Below are 17,867 nucleotides of genomic sequence, written 5' to 3'. Positions count from 1 at the left end.
GAAAGGGACCGAACACATGACCATCGACCACCTAGAGATCCGGCAGAAGGTCATCACCTATGCCAAGAAGCTGCAGTCTGAGCGGCTCGTCTACTCGACGGCCGGCAACATCAGCGTCCGGATCCCCGGTGAGCCGAACCTGTTGGCCTGCACCCCCTCCTCCATGCAGTACGACCTGATCGAGCCGGAGGACATCGCCATCGTCGATCTCGACGGCAACCAGGTCTCCGGGCGACGGTCGCCGACGTCGGAGGTGCAGATGCACACGATGATCTGCAAGCACCGCCCGGAGATCGGCGGCATCGTCCACACCCACGGCAAAGCCGTCATGACCTTCGCCAACCTCGGGTGGACCCTGCCCCCGATCCTGACCGGACTGTGTGAGGCCACCGGCGGCGCCGTCTACACCTCGCCGTACTCGCAGCCTGAGACCGACCAGATGTACACCTACACCATTCCGGCTCTGCGCGATCGCGGCGCCACCTTCCTCCGTTACCACGGTCTGCTCGCCATCGGCGCCGACCTCGAGCACGCCTTCCACACCGCGGCTGTGGTCGAAGGAGCCTGCGAGGTCTACCTGGCCGCGCGCCAGTTCGTTGACGAGGTGCCCGAGCTGCCGGCCCCCCAGGTCGAGTGGATCGCCTCCTACTGGCGCGCCCAGTTCCCCGGGGCCCCCGAGCCGCTGCCGGCCCCCGAGCCGCTGCCCGGTCCGGAGGAGCTGCAGTACACAGCATGAGTTCCTACGTCATCGGCGCCGATGTCGGTTCCTCGGCGCTCAAGGCCGTCCTCGTTCACACCGACCAAGGCGTGCTGGGCGTGGCCGAGCACACGTATCCGATGCACCGACCGCGGCGGGACTGGGCCGAGAACGACCCCGATGACTGGTTCCGCGCGTTGGCCGCGGCGATCCCCGAGCTGTTGAACAGAACGGGGATCGCCGCCGAGCGAGTCGAGGCGCTGTGTCTGGTCGGACAGCGCGACATCGCGGTGCTGCTCGACGAGCGCGGCACCGTGCTCGCACCGTGCATCCACTGGACCGACCGGCGCGACCCGGAAGAAACCACGGCGCTCTACGACTCCCTCGGCCGCTCGACGCTCATCGAGCGAAGCGGGACCTTGCCGATTCCGGGGCTGGTGCTGCCGAACCTCGTCTGGACCAAGCGGCACCAGCCAGAGGTATGGAAACGGGTCGCGCACGCGCTCCAGCCCAAGGACTACCTGGCATACCGGCTCACCGGCGACATCGGGACCGACCCGACCGGTCCCACGCGCAGCATCCTCAACGACTGGCGCAGCGCGGACTGGAGCTCTGCGACCTGCGACGCGGCTGGAATCCCCCGCGAGATACTGCCCGACGTCAAATACCACCCGTGGCAGGTGCGCGGGTCGCTGTCCGCGGCTGCCGCCGAGCAGATCGGGCTCGCCGCGGACACCCTGCTGGTCGCCGGCGGCGGCGACGATCCGGCGGCCGCGCTCGGATCCGGCGTCGTCTCTCCCGGAGACGTCAGTATCGGCACCGGCTCGTCGATGAGCTGGCGGATCGTGGGCGACCAGCCGCGCTTCGATCTCACCGGGGTCATCGGGCTGATGCCCCACGTGGTGCCTGGGCGCTACCTGCACGAGATGGTCGCCACCGGAACCGGCACGACCCTGCGGTGGTTCCGGGCGGCGTTCGGCGACGATCGCAGCTACGCCGACCTCATCGCCGAGACCGCCGGAGTCTCGCGCGGTAGCGACGGCCTGCTGTGCTTCCCGTACGTCGAAGGCGCGACGGTTCCCCTTCAGGACGATGCCGCGCGCGCCGTCTACCACGGCATCAGCGGCCATCACCGCCGACCGCACTTCACCCGCGCCACGCTCGAAGGAATCGCCTATCAGTACCCGGCGCTCCTCGACATCGTGCGGGACCGCGGTCACCAGGTCGGGCCGCTGACGATCTCCGACGGCGAAGCCCGCAGCCATGCGTGGAACCAGATCAAGGCCGACGTCCTCGGCGAACAGATCACGCCATCGCTCCGCGTGGAGGCACCGGCCATCGGCGCCGCCATCCTGGCCGGGCTGGGCGCCGGTGCGTTCAACACCGTCGAAGACGGTCTCGCCGTCGTCCTGGAACTCGCCCCGCCGGTGCGTCCCGACCAGGCCGCGCACGAGGAGTACACCGCGCTGCGCCGGCGCTGGGAGTCCGTGCGCGGCCAGATCTACCCGACCTTCGCGTCCGCCGACGCGGCGCAGTCCTAGAGCAAGTCCTAGAGCCCGACGACTGGAGAACGCACATGACCAGCGCCAGCCAGATCGCCCCATCGCTACCTGACACGATCCGCACCCAGGCGTTCATCGACGGCCACTTCGTGGACGCTCTCGATGGCGCGACCTTCGAGAGCCTGGCACCGGCAACCGGGCAGGTCATCGCCACAATCTCGGCCTGCGGCGAAGCCGACGTCGACCGTGCGGTCAAAGCCGCCCGAGCGGCGTTCAACCGCGGGGACTGGAGCCGCAAGAGCCCCGCCGAGCGCAAAGCCGTGCTGCTGCGGTTCGCCGACCTGATCAAGGCCGCGAGCGACGAGCTGGCCACAACCGAGGCGATCGACGCAGGCAAGCCGATCGCCGACTGCCGCAACTTCGACATCCCCGACGTCCTGAACACCATCCGCTGGTACGCCGAGGCCGCAGACAAGGTCTTCGGAAAGACCTCCCCCACCGGCGACGACCACGTCGGGCTCATCGTTCGGGAACCGGTCGGCGTCGTCGGTGGCGTGCTGCCCTGGAACTTCCCCATGGCGATGCTCGCCTGGAAGATCGGCCCCGCCCTGGCCACCGGCAACTCCGTCGTCATCAAGCCACCGGAGCTGGCCAGCCTGACCACGCTGCGCATGGCCGAACTCGCTCAGCAGGCCGGAGTACCCGACGGCGTGTTCAACGTCGTTCCCGGTCTCGGGCACATCGCCGGCAAGGCCCTGGGTCTGCACCCGGACGTCGACATGATCACGTTCACCGGCTCGACCGAGGTCGGCCGCGAGTTCCTGCGCTACTCCGCGAACAGCAACCTCAAGGGCGTCGTGCTCGAGATGGGCGGCAAGAGCCCGCAGATCGTCATGGCCGACTGCCGTGACTCGCTCGACGAGGTGGCCGCCGACCTCGCCGAGGCCGCGTTCTGGAACGCCGGCCAGAACTGCAGCGCGGGCTCCCGCATCCTGGTGGAAGCGTCCATCAAGGACGACTTCTTGGCCGCACTGGCCCGCGAAGCCGACAAGCGAGTGGTCGGTGAACCCACGGACGACCGGACGGCGATCGGGCCGCTGATCGAGGCCTCCGCGCTCGACCGTGTTCTCGGCTATGTCGAGCAGGCCCGCAGCGACGGAGCGACGATCGTCACCGGCGGCAAGCGTCTGCTTCGCGAAACCGGCGGGTGGTTCATCGGCGCCACCGTGATTTCGGACGTGACACCGCAGATGAGCGTCGCTCGCGAGGAGATCTTCGGGCCGGTCGTGTCCGTCCTCACGTTCAACGACGTGGACGAAGCCCTGACACTGGCCAATGACACCACCTACGGCCTGGCGGCCACCGTGTGGTCGAAGAACATCGACGTCGCGTTGCGCACCGCACGCGGTATCCGGGCCGGCACGGTCGCGGTCAACGGCTACAGCGAGGGTGACATCACCACTCCGTTCGGCGGCTACCGCCAGTCCGGGTTCGGCGGCCGGGACAACGGGCTCGAGGCCCTGGAGCAGTACACCGAGACGAAGACCATCTGGATCACGCTTCACTAGCGTCGCCGGCCGGCGGCGTAGACCCGGGAGACCCGCCTCGAACGGGGGCACTGTCCCCCGACGAGTCAGCCGTGTGGGTCAATCGGATCGTGCCCGCCGAGCCCATGACCTGACCCACACCCGGGTATCAGGCCCACGCGTACGGGTCAGCGTCCCGTCCTCGTCGCTCTGATCAATGAGCCGCTGCGATCAATGAGCCGCTGCGAGCGAGACCTGTCCGTGCTTGCCGATCAACCGTGACCGCCTTGGCCCTGGCGGATGAGCTGCCGGCCACCGCCGGAACATGACGCACAGCCCGTGCGCCATGTTCCGGCACGGCACAGGGCTAGAGGTCGATTCCGGTCAGGACCATGACCCGCTCGTACGTGTAGTCCGCCATCGTGTACCGCACCCCCTCACGACCGACGCCGGAAGCCTTGACGCCGCCGTAGGGCATCTGGTCCGCCCGGTAGGACGGCACGTCACCGATGATCACGCCGCCGACCTCGAGCACGCGGTGGGCCTGGAAGGCCAACTGGATGTCGTGGGTGAAGACACCTGCCTGGAGGCCGAATTTCGAGTCGTTGATGCGGCGAAGAGCATCGTCGGCTCCGTCGACCCGCTGCAGGACGAGGACCGGTCCGAAGATCTCCTCGCACACCACCTTGGCGTCGCCTGGCGCGTCTTCGAGTACGGTCGGCGCGTACGTGGTGCCGGTCCGGACGCCGCCGGTGAGTACTCGCGCCCCCGCCGCGACCGCCTCCGTCACCCAGGTCCCGACGCGTTCGGCCGCCGCCCGGTTGATCAGCGGGCCGACCTGGGTCCGCTCGTCGTTCGGGTCGCCGGTGCGCAACGCCTCGACCGCCGCCACGAGACGCTCCTTCAGGGACTCGTACACGTCTGAGTCGGCATAGACCCGCTGGACGCCGACGCACGACTGGCCAGCCTGGTAGTTGGCGAAGGTGGCGATCCGTTGAGCCGCCCAGTCGAGATCGCCGGGCCGGTCGAAGTCGGCGGCGACGTAGGCCGCGGCGTTTCCACCCAGTTCGAGGACGACGTGCTTGTGCGGTACGGCAGCCGCGATCGCGGCCCCGACCGGACCGGAGCCGGTGAACGAGACGACGGGCAGACGACCGTCAGCAACCAGTTCCGGGGCCCGCTCGTCGGGCACGTTGATCACACTGACCATTCCGGCGGGCAGTCCGACGCCTGCGATGATCTCGCCGAGCAGCAGCGCCGACAGCGGCGTTTTGGGCGCCGGCTTGACCACGACCGGGGCGCCGACCGCGATCGCCGGTGCCACCTTGTGGGCGACCAGGTTCAGCGGGAAGTTGAACGGGGTGATGGCGAGCACCGGCCCCTTGGGGACCCGGCTGATGTAGGCGAGCCGGCCTTCGGCGGCCTTGTCGGTGTCGAGCCGCATCACCTCGCCGGACCAGGTGCGGGTCGCCTCCGCGGCCACCCGGAACACCGATACCGCACGACCGACCTCGGCGCGGGCCCAGACCAGCGGCTTGCCGTTCTCCGCCGTGATCAAGCAGGCGATCTCGTCGCTGCGCTCGTCGATGGCGCGGCCGATCGCGGCCAGCGCCTCGGCACGTACGTGGATGGGCAGTGCGGCGGCCTCGTGGCGGACGGCATCGGCGGCCGCCACCGCCTGTTCCACCTGGGCGTCGGTGGCGTAGGTCGTGGTGGCGACCAGGTGGTCGTCGTACGGGTGGCGTACCTCGAGAGTCGCGTCCCCGTGGACCGGGCTACCAGCGACCCACAACGGCGTCAATTCGATCATGGCTGTCACGGTAGGCAGAACCGAGGAAATCACCACTGTTCGCGGTGGCGCTCACCTGCCTGTCTGGTTGGCCGGAGTGGACAATCGCTGCCGCCGGGCGGTGATCGCGAACCACAGTTCCATCCGGGCGTCGGCGGTCGTCAGGTCGCGGCCGAGCAGCGCCTCGGCCTTCTGCACCCGGTATCTGAGGGTGTGCCGGTGGATCTGCAGGGAAACGGCCGCGGGGTCGTACTGTCCGTGGTGTTCCAGCCAGGCCCCCAGGGACGCCACCAGGTCGATCCCGCTGGCCCGGGCATACTCGTCGAGCGGTCCCAGCAGGCTGTCCGTGTAGGCCGACAGCGCGGGTAGCTCGACCAGGTTGACCGCGCTCATTGTGCGGATCTGGTCGTAGTCGAGCACCGCCGGCACGAAGTGCCGGGCACTCGCGGCGGCCTGACGGGCGTGGCGGATCGCCTCCGCGACCTCAGCGGCCCGGGATGCGCGGCTGGTGCCGACCGCGACGCCACCTCCATCGGGAACCGAGCGCATCAGGAAGTCCTGGCCGTCGCGACTGGCCGTGATGGCGATCAGGTCGCCGTCCACGACGGCTGCCAGCACGTGGTCTCCGAGCCCGGTCAGGAGGTCGCGCAGAAGTTCGCCGATGGCAGCCGCTTCACCGGCGAACGCGGTGACCAGGAGCGGTTGGCTGGCGAGCAGGGAGCCCCCGAGTCCGATGAGGACCTCCTCGGTGAGCTGGATCCCATCCAACAGCAGCCGCAGCAGCGCAGCCGACCGGGCCGCGGTCTGCTCGATCTTCGCCTGCTCCAGGTCGAGGGAGAGCAGCGCGGTCGCGACGTTGATCAAAGAGCGGTCCGTGGCGCCCGGCGCGTGGTCGATGCCCACGACGAGGAACCCGCGGCCGCCCGACGAAGGGGTCAGCGGGTGGACGACCACATGCGAGTCACCCTGTACCAACGCCAGCGCGGCGTGCCGGCGTCCCCGCAACCTGTTCAGCTCGCCGGTCACCGCAGCAGCCGAGGGGCGCGCCGAGGCGGGAGAGGCGTACCGGACCTGGCCGTCGCGTTCCAGGAGGGCGGCCCACCCGTCGAGAGTCGCCGCGAGCCGGCTGACAACCCCGGCCGCCCGGCCGGTGACCGCCGCCCGGGTCAGCGCCTGCTGCCCGGTAAATCCCCGGGTCACCTCGGCGTACTGTTCGGCGGTGAGCAGGTCGGAAACCGCCTTGCTGACCGCGATGAACGGGGTCGGCTGGTCGACCTCGATGAGCGGCAGGCCCCGCTCGCCGGCTACCCGTACGAGCGCGGCCGGTACCGTCGCGGTGACGAGTCCGACCCCGTAGCCGACGCCGACGACGCCGGCGTCGAGGAGCCGGTCCACGTAGGCGGCGACCTGGGCCTTGCCCCGGGGTAGCCGCAGGCCGGTGGTCAGCAGCAGCTCACCACCCTGCAGGTACGGCGTAGGGTCGACGAGCTCGCTGGTGGCCACCCACCGGATCGGCGCCGCGAGCGCGACCGAGTCCGCGCCCGGATCGGTCAGCAGCCGCAAGCCGAGGTGTGGATTGGCCAGCAGGGCGCCGAGAGTCGCAGGCATCGCCACCTCACCGGCTTGCGTTATCCAACATGTACATAGGATACCTGACTATTTGTACACGTCGGCCGAAGCCGCCGATCGTGGTGTCACCTACGGTGTCGGCATGTCAAACCCGATCGTCGGCGGGCCCGAACTGCCCCAGCGGCGCCGCCTCGTCACCGAAATCCCTGGTCCCGTGTCACGGGAACGCTTCGCCCGCCGTCAGCAGTTCGTCGCCGGTGGTGTCGGTACCACCCTGCCGGTATTCATCGAGGCGGCCGGCGGTGGCGTGCTGCGCGACGTGGACGGCAACTCGCTGATCGACCTCGCCTCGGGGATCGCCGTCACGTCCGTCGGTAACGCCGCTCCGCCCGTCGCCGCCCGGGTCTCCGACCAGGTACGGGCGTTCACCCACACCTGCTTCATGGTCACCCCGTACGACAGCTACGTCGACGTCTGCGAAAAGCTCGCGCAACTGACCCCTGGCGACCACGCGAAGAAGTCGGTTCTGCTCAACTCCGGAGCGGAGGCGGTCGAGAACGCCGTGAAGATCGCCCGGGCGTACACCGGCCGGGACGCCGTGGTCGTCTTCGACCACGCCTACCACGGACGCACGAACCTGACCATGGCGATGACCGCGAAGAACATGCCCTACAAGCAGGGCTTCGGCCCCTTCGCCAGCGCAATCTACCGGGCACCGATGTCCTACCCGTTCCGCGAACCGGGCGCCATCTCCGGCAGCGCGGCCGCCGACCGGGCCATCGACCTCATCGACAAGCAGGTCGGCGCGGCCAACGTGGCGTGCATCGTGATCGAACCCATTCTCGGCGAGGGTGGTTTCGTCGTACCCGCCGACGGGTTCCTTCCCCGGCTCGCCGACTGGGCTCGCGACAACGGCGTCGTCTTCGTCGCCGACGAGATCCAGACCGGTTTCTGCCGCACCGGCGCCTGGTTCGCCTGTGACCACGAGGGCGTCGTGCCCGACCTGATCACGACCGCGAAGGGTATCGCCGGCGGGCTACCCCTCGCCGCGGTCACCGGCCGCGCCGAGATCATGGACGCCGTCCACTCCGGCGGGCTCGGTGGAACCTACGGCGGCAACCCGGTCACCTGCGCCGCCGCGCTCGGCGCCATCGAGGTCATGCAGAGCCAGGACCTGAACGCGGCCGCACGCCGCATCGGAGACCTGATGGTCAGCCGGCTGGAGAAGCTGGCCGAAAGCCACCCGACGATCGGCGACATCCGCGGCCGGGGCGCAATGGTCGCCATCGAACTGGTCGGCCCGGACGGCCGCACGCCCGACGCGGCCAGGACGGCAGCCGTCTCGGCGTACTGCCACGCACACGGCGTGGTCACCCTGACCTGCGGCACCTACGGCAACGTCCTTCGGTTCCTGCCGCCGCTGGTGATCGGTGAACAGCTCCTCGCCGAGGGGATGGACGTGCTCGCCGAGGCGTTCGCGGCAACCGCCTGAGCAGGCGGCCGACGACGACCGGGTGCCGGCGGAGCCGCCGGGGCTTCCCGTCGGGCAGGCTCTGCCGGCCCCCGGTCACCGCACCGGCCGGGCGTGGTCGCCCGGCCAGCCTCACCCGAGACGGTCCAGCACCGCTGCGGTGAAGTCGTCGGTGGGCGCTGTCCCGGGAGTAGGGCCGGGTCAACGTTTGATCAGGTCCAACGCTGCCTCGACGATCGATCGGACGTCGATTCCGTGCAGTGCATAGCTATCGTCCAGATCCGCGGACTGGCCGAACTCCGTGACCCCGAGGCAGACGATCTCATCCCCACGAATTGCGCCCAGGAAAGCCAGTGTGTGGGGGTGTCCGTCCAGAACGGTGACCAGCGGAGTTGGTCTGCTCCGGGGAAAGATGGTCTCAAGGATGCTCGAGTCCGGTCCGGTCTTCGAGCCGCGGGTACGCCGTTGGAAGGCGCGGAAAATCAGGTCTGGGCTCGTCAAACACACCACGCCGGCATTCACGCCGAGTTCGACCAGGCGCCTGCGGGCGCTCAGTACTTCGGGCATGATCGCGCCGACACCGACCAGAGTGACATGCTCGGTGGGGTCGTACGGGGTGATGCGGTACCCGCCGGCGACGGCATTGCGCCGCCGCCGCTCGAGGAGCAACTCGTCGTCGGGATGCTCCGCCAGGCCCTGGTCCACGGGTCGGGTCGACAGCCGGAAGTACGCCGACGTGCCACCGGGTTTACCGATGTCGCCCAGTGCCGCGAGCATGCACCATTCGAGGTCCTGCGCGAACGCGGGCTCCCACGCCGTACAACCGGGCTGTTCCAGACCGATGGACGGGGTGGTTATCGACTGGTGCGCGCCGCCCTCGGGAGCCAGGGTCACCCCGGCCGGGGTACCGACCAAAATGGACTGTCCACCGGCGTAGATTCCGAAGGACCAGGGCTCGAGCGCCCGCGAAACGAACGGGTCGTACAGGGTGGCGATAGGAAGCAACGGTTGGCCCGACCGACTCCACGTGGCACCGAGTTCAGCGACGAGCCCAACCAGATTCGTCTCGGCGATTCCAAGTTCGATGTGCTGACCCTGCGTGCCTTCAACCCACCTGAGCAACCGCTCGTTGTCGTCGGCGAACCAGTCATGGCGCTCGCCGACGGACCACACACCGGTCTGGTTGATCCATCCACCAAGGTTCGTTGAGGAGGCCACATCGGGGCTCAAGGTGACCACGCGCCGCGCGACCTCCGGTGCGGCGCGGCGCAGGTCCAGCAGGAAACGCCCCAGGGAAGCCTGCGTCGAGACCGTACCCTTGTGACGACGCCCCAGCGCGGTCGGCAGCGACGGTACCGCTGTCGTCGCAACGACCGGACGGGCAAGGTGGCGGGCGGTCCGGGCGCAGAGCTCGGCCTCCTCCGAGCCGACAGGGAGCGGTGCCCATGGGTCCGCGGGGTCGACCCCAAGGTCACGTGCCAGCTCCAGCATCTGGCTCGGAGACAAGAGAGCAGAGTGATTGTTAGGGTGCCCTTCGGTCGGAAGGCCCCATCCCTTGATGGTGTAGGCGAAGACCACGGTGGGCCGTTCGGCAGAGGCGGCGCGATAGGTGTTCAGCAGCTGCTGCAGGTCATGGCCACCGAGATCGCGGACAGCAGCGGCGAGACCGGCCCCGTCGAGGCCGTCAACCAATCCCTTCAGCGCGGTGCTGTTGACATTGTCGGCCAGAAGTCGAGAGTGAATCTGGTCGTCCGGCGTGCGTAGGAGTCGTTGATACTCCTCGTTGCTCATTGACTCGAGACGTACCCGAAGGTCGTCGCCACCAGGCTCGTTGAAGAGGGCCTGCAGCCGTCGGCCCCATTTGCAGGTGAGCACTTCCCAGCCGGCTGCGGCGAACATACCCTGCAACCGGGCGATCTGAATATCCGGGACCACCCTGTCCAGCGACTGCCGGTTGAGGTCGACAATCCACAGCAGTTCACCGAGGCGCGATACCTGCGGGTCTGCGACCGCCTCCCAGACCGCGCCTTCGTCCAGTTCAGCGTCTCCAAGCAGGCTGATCCAGCGGCCCGGCGCCGGGGTCTGCGGGAAGTGGGACCGTACGTACCTGTGGGCGATGGCCGCCCACAGTGGTGCGGTCGCGCCGATGCCGACGCTGCCCGTGGAGAAGTCGACGGTGTCGGGGTCCTTCGTCCGGCTGGGGTAGCTCTGAAGGCCACCCCTGGCCCGCAACGTCGTCAGGTAGGACCCGTCCAGGTCACCGAGGAGATAGTTGATGGCATGCAACACCGGCGACGCATGAGGTTTCACCGAGATCCGGTCCGCGGCCGTCAGCTCGGCGAACCAGAGCGAAGTCATGATGCTGACCATGGACGCACTGGATGCCTGATGTCCGCCGACCTTGAGGCCCGACGCGTTGGGCCGGCCGTGGTTGGCAGCGTCGACGATTGCAGACGACAGCCACAGTACACGTCGCTGGATGGCGTCCAGTGTTTCGAGATCGACCCGCTCTGGCGCCGCAGCATTCGGCCCCACAGGCGTCGCCGGTGTGGAGCCGGGGTCACGCTCCCCGAGTCGCGCGGTCGCCCAGGACGAAGCGACGGTCGCCGGCTTGGTCAGAATATCGTCCGGAATCATGTTCATCTTGAACCAGTTCTGCTCACTACGGCTGTATCGATGCCACGATTCGGCCGAGTGCGCGCTGTTGTCGAGTCGCCGCAGGCGAGAGGGCACCCCGCGGCGGTGAAAGGGCATGACCCAGGGTGTGGGTCTCTTGGTAGGTGCCCAACGGCACGGGACATCGTGCCCGCTGTCCGATGGGCCGGCTCAGCTGATGAGATCGGAAGAGGCTGTTGTCAGACCGGTGAGGGGCGACCGAGGGCCTGCCGCGTGCTCTCCATCGTGGGGTCCACGTACCGGAACTGAGTCTGGGACGCCTTGATCCGGCCCGCGTCCTTCAGCCCCGTACCGGTTGCGATGTGCACCACGCGGTCGTCCGGCCCAACGAGACCCGCGGCAACCGCCTTGCTCAGTCCGGCGATGCCCGCCGCGGCTCCGGCTTCGGCGAAGATCCCGGAGGCCCCGGCCAACCGTTCGCGCCAGCTCAACATCTCCTCATCGGTAACCGTCTGCAGGCTTCCGCCCGAGGCGCGCACCGCCCGTAGCGCACGTAGTGCATTGCGCGGGCGACCGACCGAGATGCTGTCGGCCGTGCTCGACACCACCTGGGGACGCACCTGGTCGCTGTCCTCCTGGAACGCGAGCGCGATGGGCGAGGCGCCCTCCGGCTGGATCCCCAGGATGCGCGGCAACCTCGGAATCACTCCCAGCCGGACCATCTCGGTGAGTCCTTTGTGTACTGCGGTGACGGTGCAACCGTCGCCGACCGCGACACTCACCCAGTCCGCCGGTTCGGCAGCCATCTGCTCGGCCAGCTCCAGCCCGCACGTCTTCTTGCCCTCGACAAGGTATGGGTTTGTCGCGCAGTTGCGGTCATACCAGCCGAACTCCTTGGCCGCGTCGCGGCACAGGTAGTAGGCGTCGTCGTAGCTGCCACGCACGATCAGCACGTCGGCACCGAACATACGCAACTGGTCGAGCTTGGCAGTCGGGGTGCCATCCGGCACGAAGATGTGCGCGGTCAGCCCGAGGTTGGCGCAGATACCCGCGAGGCTCGAGGCGGCGTTGCCCGTCGATGCGCAGGCCAGGTCTCGTTGCCCGGAGCTCATGGCGTGCAGTGCCGCCAGCGTCGAGCTACGGTCCTTCAATGATCCGGTAGGGTTGCGCCCCTCGTCCTTGATGCGCAGTGATCCGACGCCAAGGGCCTTTGCCATCGCAGGAGCGTCGATGAGCGGGGTGGGAGAGAGCCAGCCCTTGGGCAGTTCGTCGAGTGCCCCAGGTGACAACGGAAGCAGGTCCGCGTAGCGGCGCAGGGTGTCCACCGGGCCGCTCAGCGGCGCCTGCGGAGCGGGCCCGGCGGCCCCCCAGTCGTACTCCACCGACAGGATGCCCTCGAGACCCGGGTGCTCGGTGCACACATCGCCGGTGAAGTCGGCCGGATACACGGCCGCGCACTCCACGCATCTGAGTTGATAGTCGCTCATTCCTTGCCCTCCGAAGTCTGTACGGGAACGCACTCGCCCGCCGCTGTAAACTCCGCCATCGCCGCGGCACGCATGGCGGCATCGTGGAGAAAGTCCGCCGCCGTGGACGCGAGCGCGAAGGCCCCGTCCAGAGCCGCCCGATCGCCCCTCGGACCGCGTGCCTCAGCGGCGAACTCGCGTGAGTGGCAGGCGACCCCCGGGGTCGCCATCGCGACGACCGGGTGGATGCCGGGTACCAGGTGGCTGACGTTGCCGAAGTCGGTGCTCCCGTTGAGGGGAACCTCCAACGCCTGCTGGCCCAGTACGGCGCGTCCGCGCCGCGCCATGTTCACGGCATAGCGCTCCATCAGGACGCGGTTCGTGCGGACCGGCTGTTCCTCCGGGTACGGGTCCCATTCCACGTCGACACTCGTGCCGGTCATGTGCGCCGCGGCCTCGAAGATCTGCTGGACCCGGCTGGACAGTTCGCGCATGGTCTCGGTACGACGGGAACGGACGTAGAAGGAGGCCGCGGTCCTACCTGGCACGATGTTGGGCCGGCGTCCCCCCTCCAGGATGACGCCGTGGATCCGGTCGCTGGGGAGCATGTGCTGCCGAAGCTGCGAGATGCCCGAGTACGCGGCCACCACGGCGTCCAAGGCGTTACGCCCCATGAACGGCATGGCCGCCGCGTGCGCCTCCAGGCCCTGGTACACCACGTTGACGGTGCGCATCCCCTGCGGCGGGTAGGTACCGACGTCATAGACACCGGGATGGATCATCATCGCGGCGTCGATTCCGTCGAATCCGCCGGCCCGCGCTATGAGTACCTTGCCCGATCCGCCCTCCTCTGCGGGAGTGCCGATCAGCTCGACGCTGCCCGGCAGCTCGCTCGCCACCCGAGCCAGGGCGAGAAACGCCCCCACCGCACTCGCGCAGATGACGTTGTGGCCGCAGCCGTGCCCGATGTCAGGCAGCGCGTCGTACTCGGCCAGGATGGCCACCGCCGGCCGGCCGTTGCCGACGCGGGCGCGGAATGAAGTCGGCAGGCCGAACGATCCGACCTCGATGGCGAGGCCGTGCGAGCGAACGAGGCGGGCGACGGCCGCGGCGGCCTCGTGCTCTTCGAAACACAGTTCGGGATGGTCGAAGACCTGGTGCGACAGGCCCACGATGTCTGCGCCCAGGTCGCCCACGTACCGCTCGATCCGATCGGTCAGGTCCTGCGGTGCGCCCGGGTGCGGTGAGACCACCGCCTCCGCCCGGCGCGCCTGCTCGGATGCCTCGTTGAGTAGCGTCGGCAGGAACGCCTCGTACGGACGCGGCATGCTGCGGGGTGTGGCTGTCATTCTGCTGCTCCTTGGTGGGCCGGCGTGGCGGCTTGACGTGTCGCGCGGGTGCAAGCCACGGAGTGCCTCCCGCCGATGTCCATCAGCGGCGGGTCGACCGTCGCGCAGACGGGCGCGACGTCCGGGCAGCGCGAAGCGAATCTGCAACCCGCCGGCACAGCGGTCAGCGGTGGTATCTCGCCTTCGAGCAGCTGCGGGTGGAACGGCGCGAGCGGATCCTTCGGGGGAACCACGGACAGCAGGGCGCGCGTATAGGGATGGACGGGCGAGCGCACGACCTTGTGCGCCGGGCCCTCTTCGACCACCCGCCCGAGGTACATCACCGCGATACGGTCGGCGTAGTGCGCTGCCACGGCCAGGTCGTGGGTAATCATCAAGACAGCCATGTCACCGTCCCGCCGCAATCCGTCGAGCAGCGACAAGACCCCTGCCCGGGCCGACACGTCGAGCATCGAGACGGGTTCATCCGCGATCAGCAGCTCGGGTTCGAGCACCAGGCTCGCCGCGATGGCGACCCGCTGACGTTGGCCCCCCGAGAGCTGGTGCGGAAACCGATTGGCGAATAGCGGCGCCGGCGACAACCCGGTCCGCTCCAGGGCCGCGTGCACCCGTTCCAACCGCTCGGCACGGTTGGCGCCGAGTCCGTGTACGAGCAGTGGCTCCTCGATGATCTGCCGGACCCGGAAGCGGCGATCCAGGGACTCGTAGGGGTCCTGGAAGACCACCTGCATCCGGCGTCGCGTCGGCTTCAGCGCACGTTGGGTCGCGTGCGTGATGTCCTCGCCACCGAAGAACACCCGCCCGGACCGGGGCTCCAAGAGGCGCAGGGCGGTCAACGCCAGCGTGGACTTTCCGCTCCCGGACTCACCGATGACGGCGAGAAGCTCACCCTTCCGCAGGGTCAAGGACACGTCGTCGACCGCACGTACGCCAGCCCCACGACCGTAGGCCGTGACGACGTTTTCGATGCGAAGGAGCTCACGCTGGTCGTCGGTCATGTGCTCTCCCCGGGGTAGTGACAAGCCCACGAGCGCCCCTTGCCGGCCGACTGCGGTTGCGGGACATCAGTCGCGCATCGGGCTTGGCTGTGCGGACAGCGAGGTTCGAACGCGCAGCCTGGAACGACCTGGTCCAGCCGGGGAGGCGCCCCGAGAATGGTCACCGGATCCGGCCCGTCGGAGTGCACGTCCGCGGTCGCTGCGAACAGCAGTCGCGTGTAGGGGTGTTGGGGCTGGTGGTAGATGTCCGCGGGCGTCCCGGACTCAACGACCGTCCCGGCGTACATGACCTGGATGCGGTCGCACGTGCGCGTGACCAACGGCAGATCGTGGGTGACGAGTACCAAAGCGAGGTCCAGCTCGCGGGTGAGCCGGTCGATCAGGGCAAGCACCTGCGCTGCCACCATCATGTCCAACGCGGTCGTGGGTTCGTCTGCCAGCAGCACGCGCGGATCGCACGCCAGGGCCATTGCCAAGGAGACGCGCTGGCGCATGCCCCCGGAGAGTTCGTGGTTGAACTTGCGCAGAACACCTTCCGGCAGCCCGACCAGGCGAACCAGGTCGCTTGCCCGGTGCACGGCTGCCATTCCCGAGGCGACCTCATGCAACTCGAGCGCCTCGACAATCTGCCGCTGCACTCGGATCACCGGATTCAAGGCGTTCATGGCGCCTTGGAACACGATCGCCAGGTCTTTCCATCGGTGGGCGCGGAAGGCCCGTTCGCCCCCAGCAAGCAGGTCCGCGCCCATCACCTCGATTCGTCCGGAGACGCTTGCCGTCGCGGGGAGCAATCCCATGAGCGCCATCAAAAGGGTCGATTTGCCACATCCGGATTCGCCAACGATGCCGAGCTTCTCGCGCGAGTTGACCCTCACATCCGCACCGCGCACGGCGTGCAGCTCGCGTCCGTCCGGGAGGTCGAACCAGACATTGACGTCACGCGCGTCGACCAGGGGTTGGGGTGCAGACGTCATCGCCGGTCCCCCCGCTCGGCGCGCACGCGGAACGTACGGGGTGATACGTGGGCGATGGCAGCTCTGGGATTGGCGGCGTCCTGCAGGGCGTTTCCCAGCAGGCTGCTGCCGAGCACCACAAGCGCCACGCAGACGCCGGGAGGCACGATCGCCCACCAGGCGCCGCTGCTGATCGCCGTACGCTCAAACGCCATCTCGATGAGCCGACCCCAGGAGACGGTGCCCGGATCACCGAGTCCCAGGAAGGACAGCGCCGCCTCGTAGAAGATCGCCACGGATACGGTTAGCACCGTTGTCGCTCCCAGCAGTCCATAGACCTCGGGAACGATGTGCCGGAAGGCAATTCGCCAGTGACCGCAGCCGATCGCCCTCGCACGTCGGACGGACGCGCGCTCCCGGAGGCTCAGCACCTGGGCGCGTAGCAGCCGCGCGGTGGACGTCCACATCAACAGTCCGATGACCAGCACCATGTGCACGACGCTGGGTCCCCACACCGTCGCGACGACGATCATGAGCGGCAGGGCGGGAACGACGATCATGTAGTCCGTCAGGCGCATCAGTGCGCCGTCGACCCAGCCGCCCGCGTAGCCCGCGAGCACCCCGATGCTTCCACCGACGATCACACTCACCACGGATGCGGCGAAGCCGACGAACAACGACACGCGGGTCCCGGCGATCAGCAGGGTGAGCATGTCGACCCCGGCGTCGTCCAGACCCAGCGGGTGAGCCGCGGACGGGTGCGCGTACACCTCGCCCACCCGCTGGTGTACTCCGTAGGGCGTCAGTAACGGACCGACCAGGGCGAGGATCACAAAGGTCGCCAGGATCGTCGCTCCGGCGACAGCGGCCGGGCGACGGCGCACGCTCGCGAGGAGCCGGCGTGGCCGGGTGGGCTGGCTCGTTGGCGCTGCCACGGACGCAAGGGTTGTAGTAGCGCTCATGCGGTGCGAATCCTTGGGTCGAGGCGTAGATAGAGCGTGTCTGCGAGCAGGTTGCACAAGATGACGGAACAGGTCAGCAGCAGGAAGGCTCCCTGCAGCATCGGATAGTCGCGGGCCCGTACCGCTCCGTAGATCGCCAGGCCGACTCCTGGCCAGGAGAACACCGTCTCGATCAGGATCGCCCCTGCCATCAGCGTGCCCAGGGACAGCGCGATGAGCGTCGTGATCGGCAGCATGGCGTTACGCAAGGCGTGCCGACGCACGACTGCCCAGTTGCTGAATCCCTTCGCGCGGGCCGTGAGGACGTAGTCCTCACCGAGCGTCTCAAGCATCGATGATCGAATGATGACCGCGTACTGGCCGTACGAGGCGAGGCCGAAGGTCAACGCGGGAAGCAGGAGGTGCGCGATGCGGTCGCGCATCATCGTCCAGAAGTCGGCGTCGACCAGGAAGACGTCGCTCATGCCCCCGGAGGGGAATAGACCATTGGTCAGAAGGATCAGCATCAGCGCCAGCCACTGGGCCGGCATCGCATAGAACGCCAATGCGGTGCCGAGACCAGCCGCGTCGACAGCGGTTCCCCGCCGCCACGCGCCAAATAGACCCGTCGCGAATCCTATGACCAATGCGATCAGCGTCCCCACGACAACCATTGGCATGGTGTTCACGACGGCCTCGGCCAGGTTCGCCGCCACCGGCTTGCGGTTCTCGAACGAGATACCGAGGTTCCCGTGGGTCAGTTGCCGCAGGTAGCTGAGGTACTGGTTGGGCAGCGGCTTGTCGAGTCCGAACTCCGCGCGGATCTGCTGGCGCTGCTCAGCCGTCATGCCGGGAACTTTGACGACGCTGGCCGCATCGCCGGGAACCGCGCGAAAGAGAAAGAAGTTGGCACTGACGGCCACGAAGACGGTGACTACGGCGACCGCCACACGGCGCAACAGAAATGCCAGAGCTGCGGGCATCATGGCT

At 68.4% G+C, this 17,867-nt stretch carries 13 protein-coding genes; 4 read left to right on the top strand and 9 right to left on the bottom strand.

Annotation, left to right across the window (positions count from 1 at the left end; translation table 11 throughout):
• Positions 1-16: 16 nt before the first annotated feature.
• From HC031_RS26545 to HC031_RS26535, 3 genes are read left to right on the top strand one after another with little or no spacing between them, the layout of a single operon-like run.
• Positions 17-736: a class II aldolase/adducin family protein gene (locus tag HC031_RS26545; protein WP_167928158.1), complete on the top strand. Its 720-nt coding sequence runs from the start codon at positions 17-19 to the stop codon at positions 734-736.
• Entirely contained in the window at positions 733-2,238 is a 1,506-nt protein-coding gene (locus HC031_RS26540; protein ID WP_167928157.1) for a xylulokinase, read from the top strand. The genes HC031_RS26545 and HC031_RS26540 overlap by 4 nt, the downstream gene beginning before the upstream one ends.
• Positions 2,239-2,273: 35 nt before the next feature.
• Positions 2,274-3,767, top strand: coding sequence for an aldehyde dehydrogenase (locus tag HC031_RS26535; RefSeq protein ID WP_167928156.1), 1,494 nt, complete (start codon positions 2,274-2,276; stop codon positions 3,765-3,767).
• 325 nt (positions 3,768-4,092) lie between these two features.
• On the opposite strand, the gene HC031_RS26530 is transcribed toward HC031_RS26535, so the two are convergent.
• Complete coding sequence (locus HC031_RS26530) at positions 4,093-5,532, bottom strand: aldehyde dehydrogenase family protein (protein ID WP_420813685.1); 1,440 nt, start codon at positions 5,530-5,532, stop codon at positions 4,093-4,095.
• Between the two features lie 54 nt (positions 5,533-5,586).
• On the bottom strand, positions 5,587-7,122 hold the full coding sequence (locus HC031_RS26525; protein WP_167928154.1) for a PucR family transcriptional regulator: 1,536 nt from the start codon (positions 7,120-7,122) through the stop codon (positions 5,587-5,589).
• 103 nt (positions 7,123-7,225) lie between these two features.
• Between HC031_RS26525 and gabT the strand changes: the two genes are divergently transcribed.
• Positions 7,226-8,575, top strand: a complete 1,350-nt coding sequence (gabT, locus tag HC031_RS26520; RefSeq protein ID WP_167928153.1) for a 4-aminobutyrate--2-oxoglutarate transaminase — start codon at positions 7,226-7,228, stop codon at positions 8,573-8,575.
• 180 nt (positions 8,576-8,755) lie between these two features.
• Here the strand turns inward: gabT and HC031_RS26515 are convergent, their stop codons facing one another.
• The 7 genes from HC031_RS26515 to HC031_RS26485 all read right to left on the bottom strand — a co-directional run bounded on the left by HC031_RS26515 (position 8,756) and on the right by HC031_RS26485 (position 17,860).
• Positions 8,756-11,308: a transketolase-like TK C-terminal-containing protein gene (locus tag HC031_RS26515; RefSeq protein WP_240943060.1), complete on the bottom strand. Its 2,553-nt coding sequence runs from the start codon at positions 11,306-11,308 to the stop codon at positions 8,756-8,758.
• A 101-nt stretch (positions 11,309-11,409) separates the two neighbouring features.
• Entirely contained in the window at positions 11,410-12,495 is a 1,086-nt protein-coding gene (thrC, locus tag HC031_RS26510; RefSeq protein ID WP_167928152.1) for a threonine synthase, read from the bottom strand.
• A 158-nt stretch (positions 12,496-12,653) separates the two neighbouring features.
• Positions 12,654-13,985: a M20 family metallopeptidase gene (locus HC031_RS26505; RefSeq protein WP_167928151.1), complete on the bottom strand. Its 1,332-nt coding sequence runs from the start codon at positions 13,983-13,985 to the stop codon at positions 12,654-12,656.
• The gene (locus tag HC031_RS26500; protein WP_167928150.1) at positions 13,982-14,983 is read right to left on the bottom strand and encodes an ABC transporter ATP-binding protein; all 1,002 of its coding nucleotides are present in this window, start codon (positions 14,981-14,983) and stop codon (positions 13,982-13,984) included. The genes HC031_RS26505 and HC031_RS26500 overlap by 4 nt, the downstream gene beginning before the upstream one ends.
• A complete protein-coding gene (locus tag HC031_RS26495; RefSeq protein ID WP_167928149.1) occupies positions 14,980-15,957 on the bottom strand; it encodes an ABC transporter ATP-binding protein in 978 nt (325 codons plus the stop codon). Before HC031_RS26495 ends, HC031_RS26500 begins: the two co-directional genes overlap by 4 nt.
• Positions 15,954-16,871, bottom strand: coding sequence for an ABC transporter permease subunit (locus HC031_RS26490; RefSeq protein WP_205863280.1), 918 nt, complete (start codon positions 16,869-16,871; stop codon positions 15,954-15,956). Before HC031_RS26490 ends, HC031_RS26495 begins: the two co-directional genes overlap by 4 nt.
• Before the next feature lie 23 nt (positions 16,872-16,894).
• Positions 16,895-17,860: an ABC transporter permease gene (locus HC031_RS26485; RefSeq protein ID WP_167928147.1), complete on the bottom strand. Its 966-nt coding sequence runs from the start codon at positions 17,858-17,860 to the stop codon at positions 16,895-16,897.
• Positions 17,861-17,867 lie beyond the last annotated feature (7 nt).

This window comes from Planosporangium thailandense, assembly GCF_011947195.1.
GTDB classification, from domain to species: domain Bacteria; phylum Actinomycetota; class Actinomycetes; order Mycobacteriales; family Micromonosporaceae; genus Planosporangium; species Planosporangium thailandense.
Note: the sequence above shows the minus strand (reverse complement) of the source record. Positions and strands in the feature narration are given on the sequence as shown.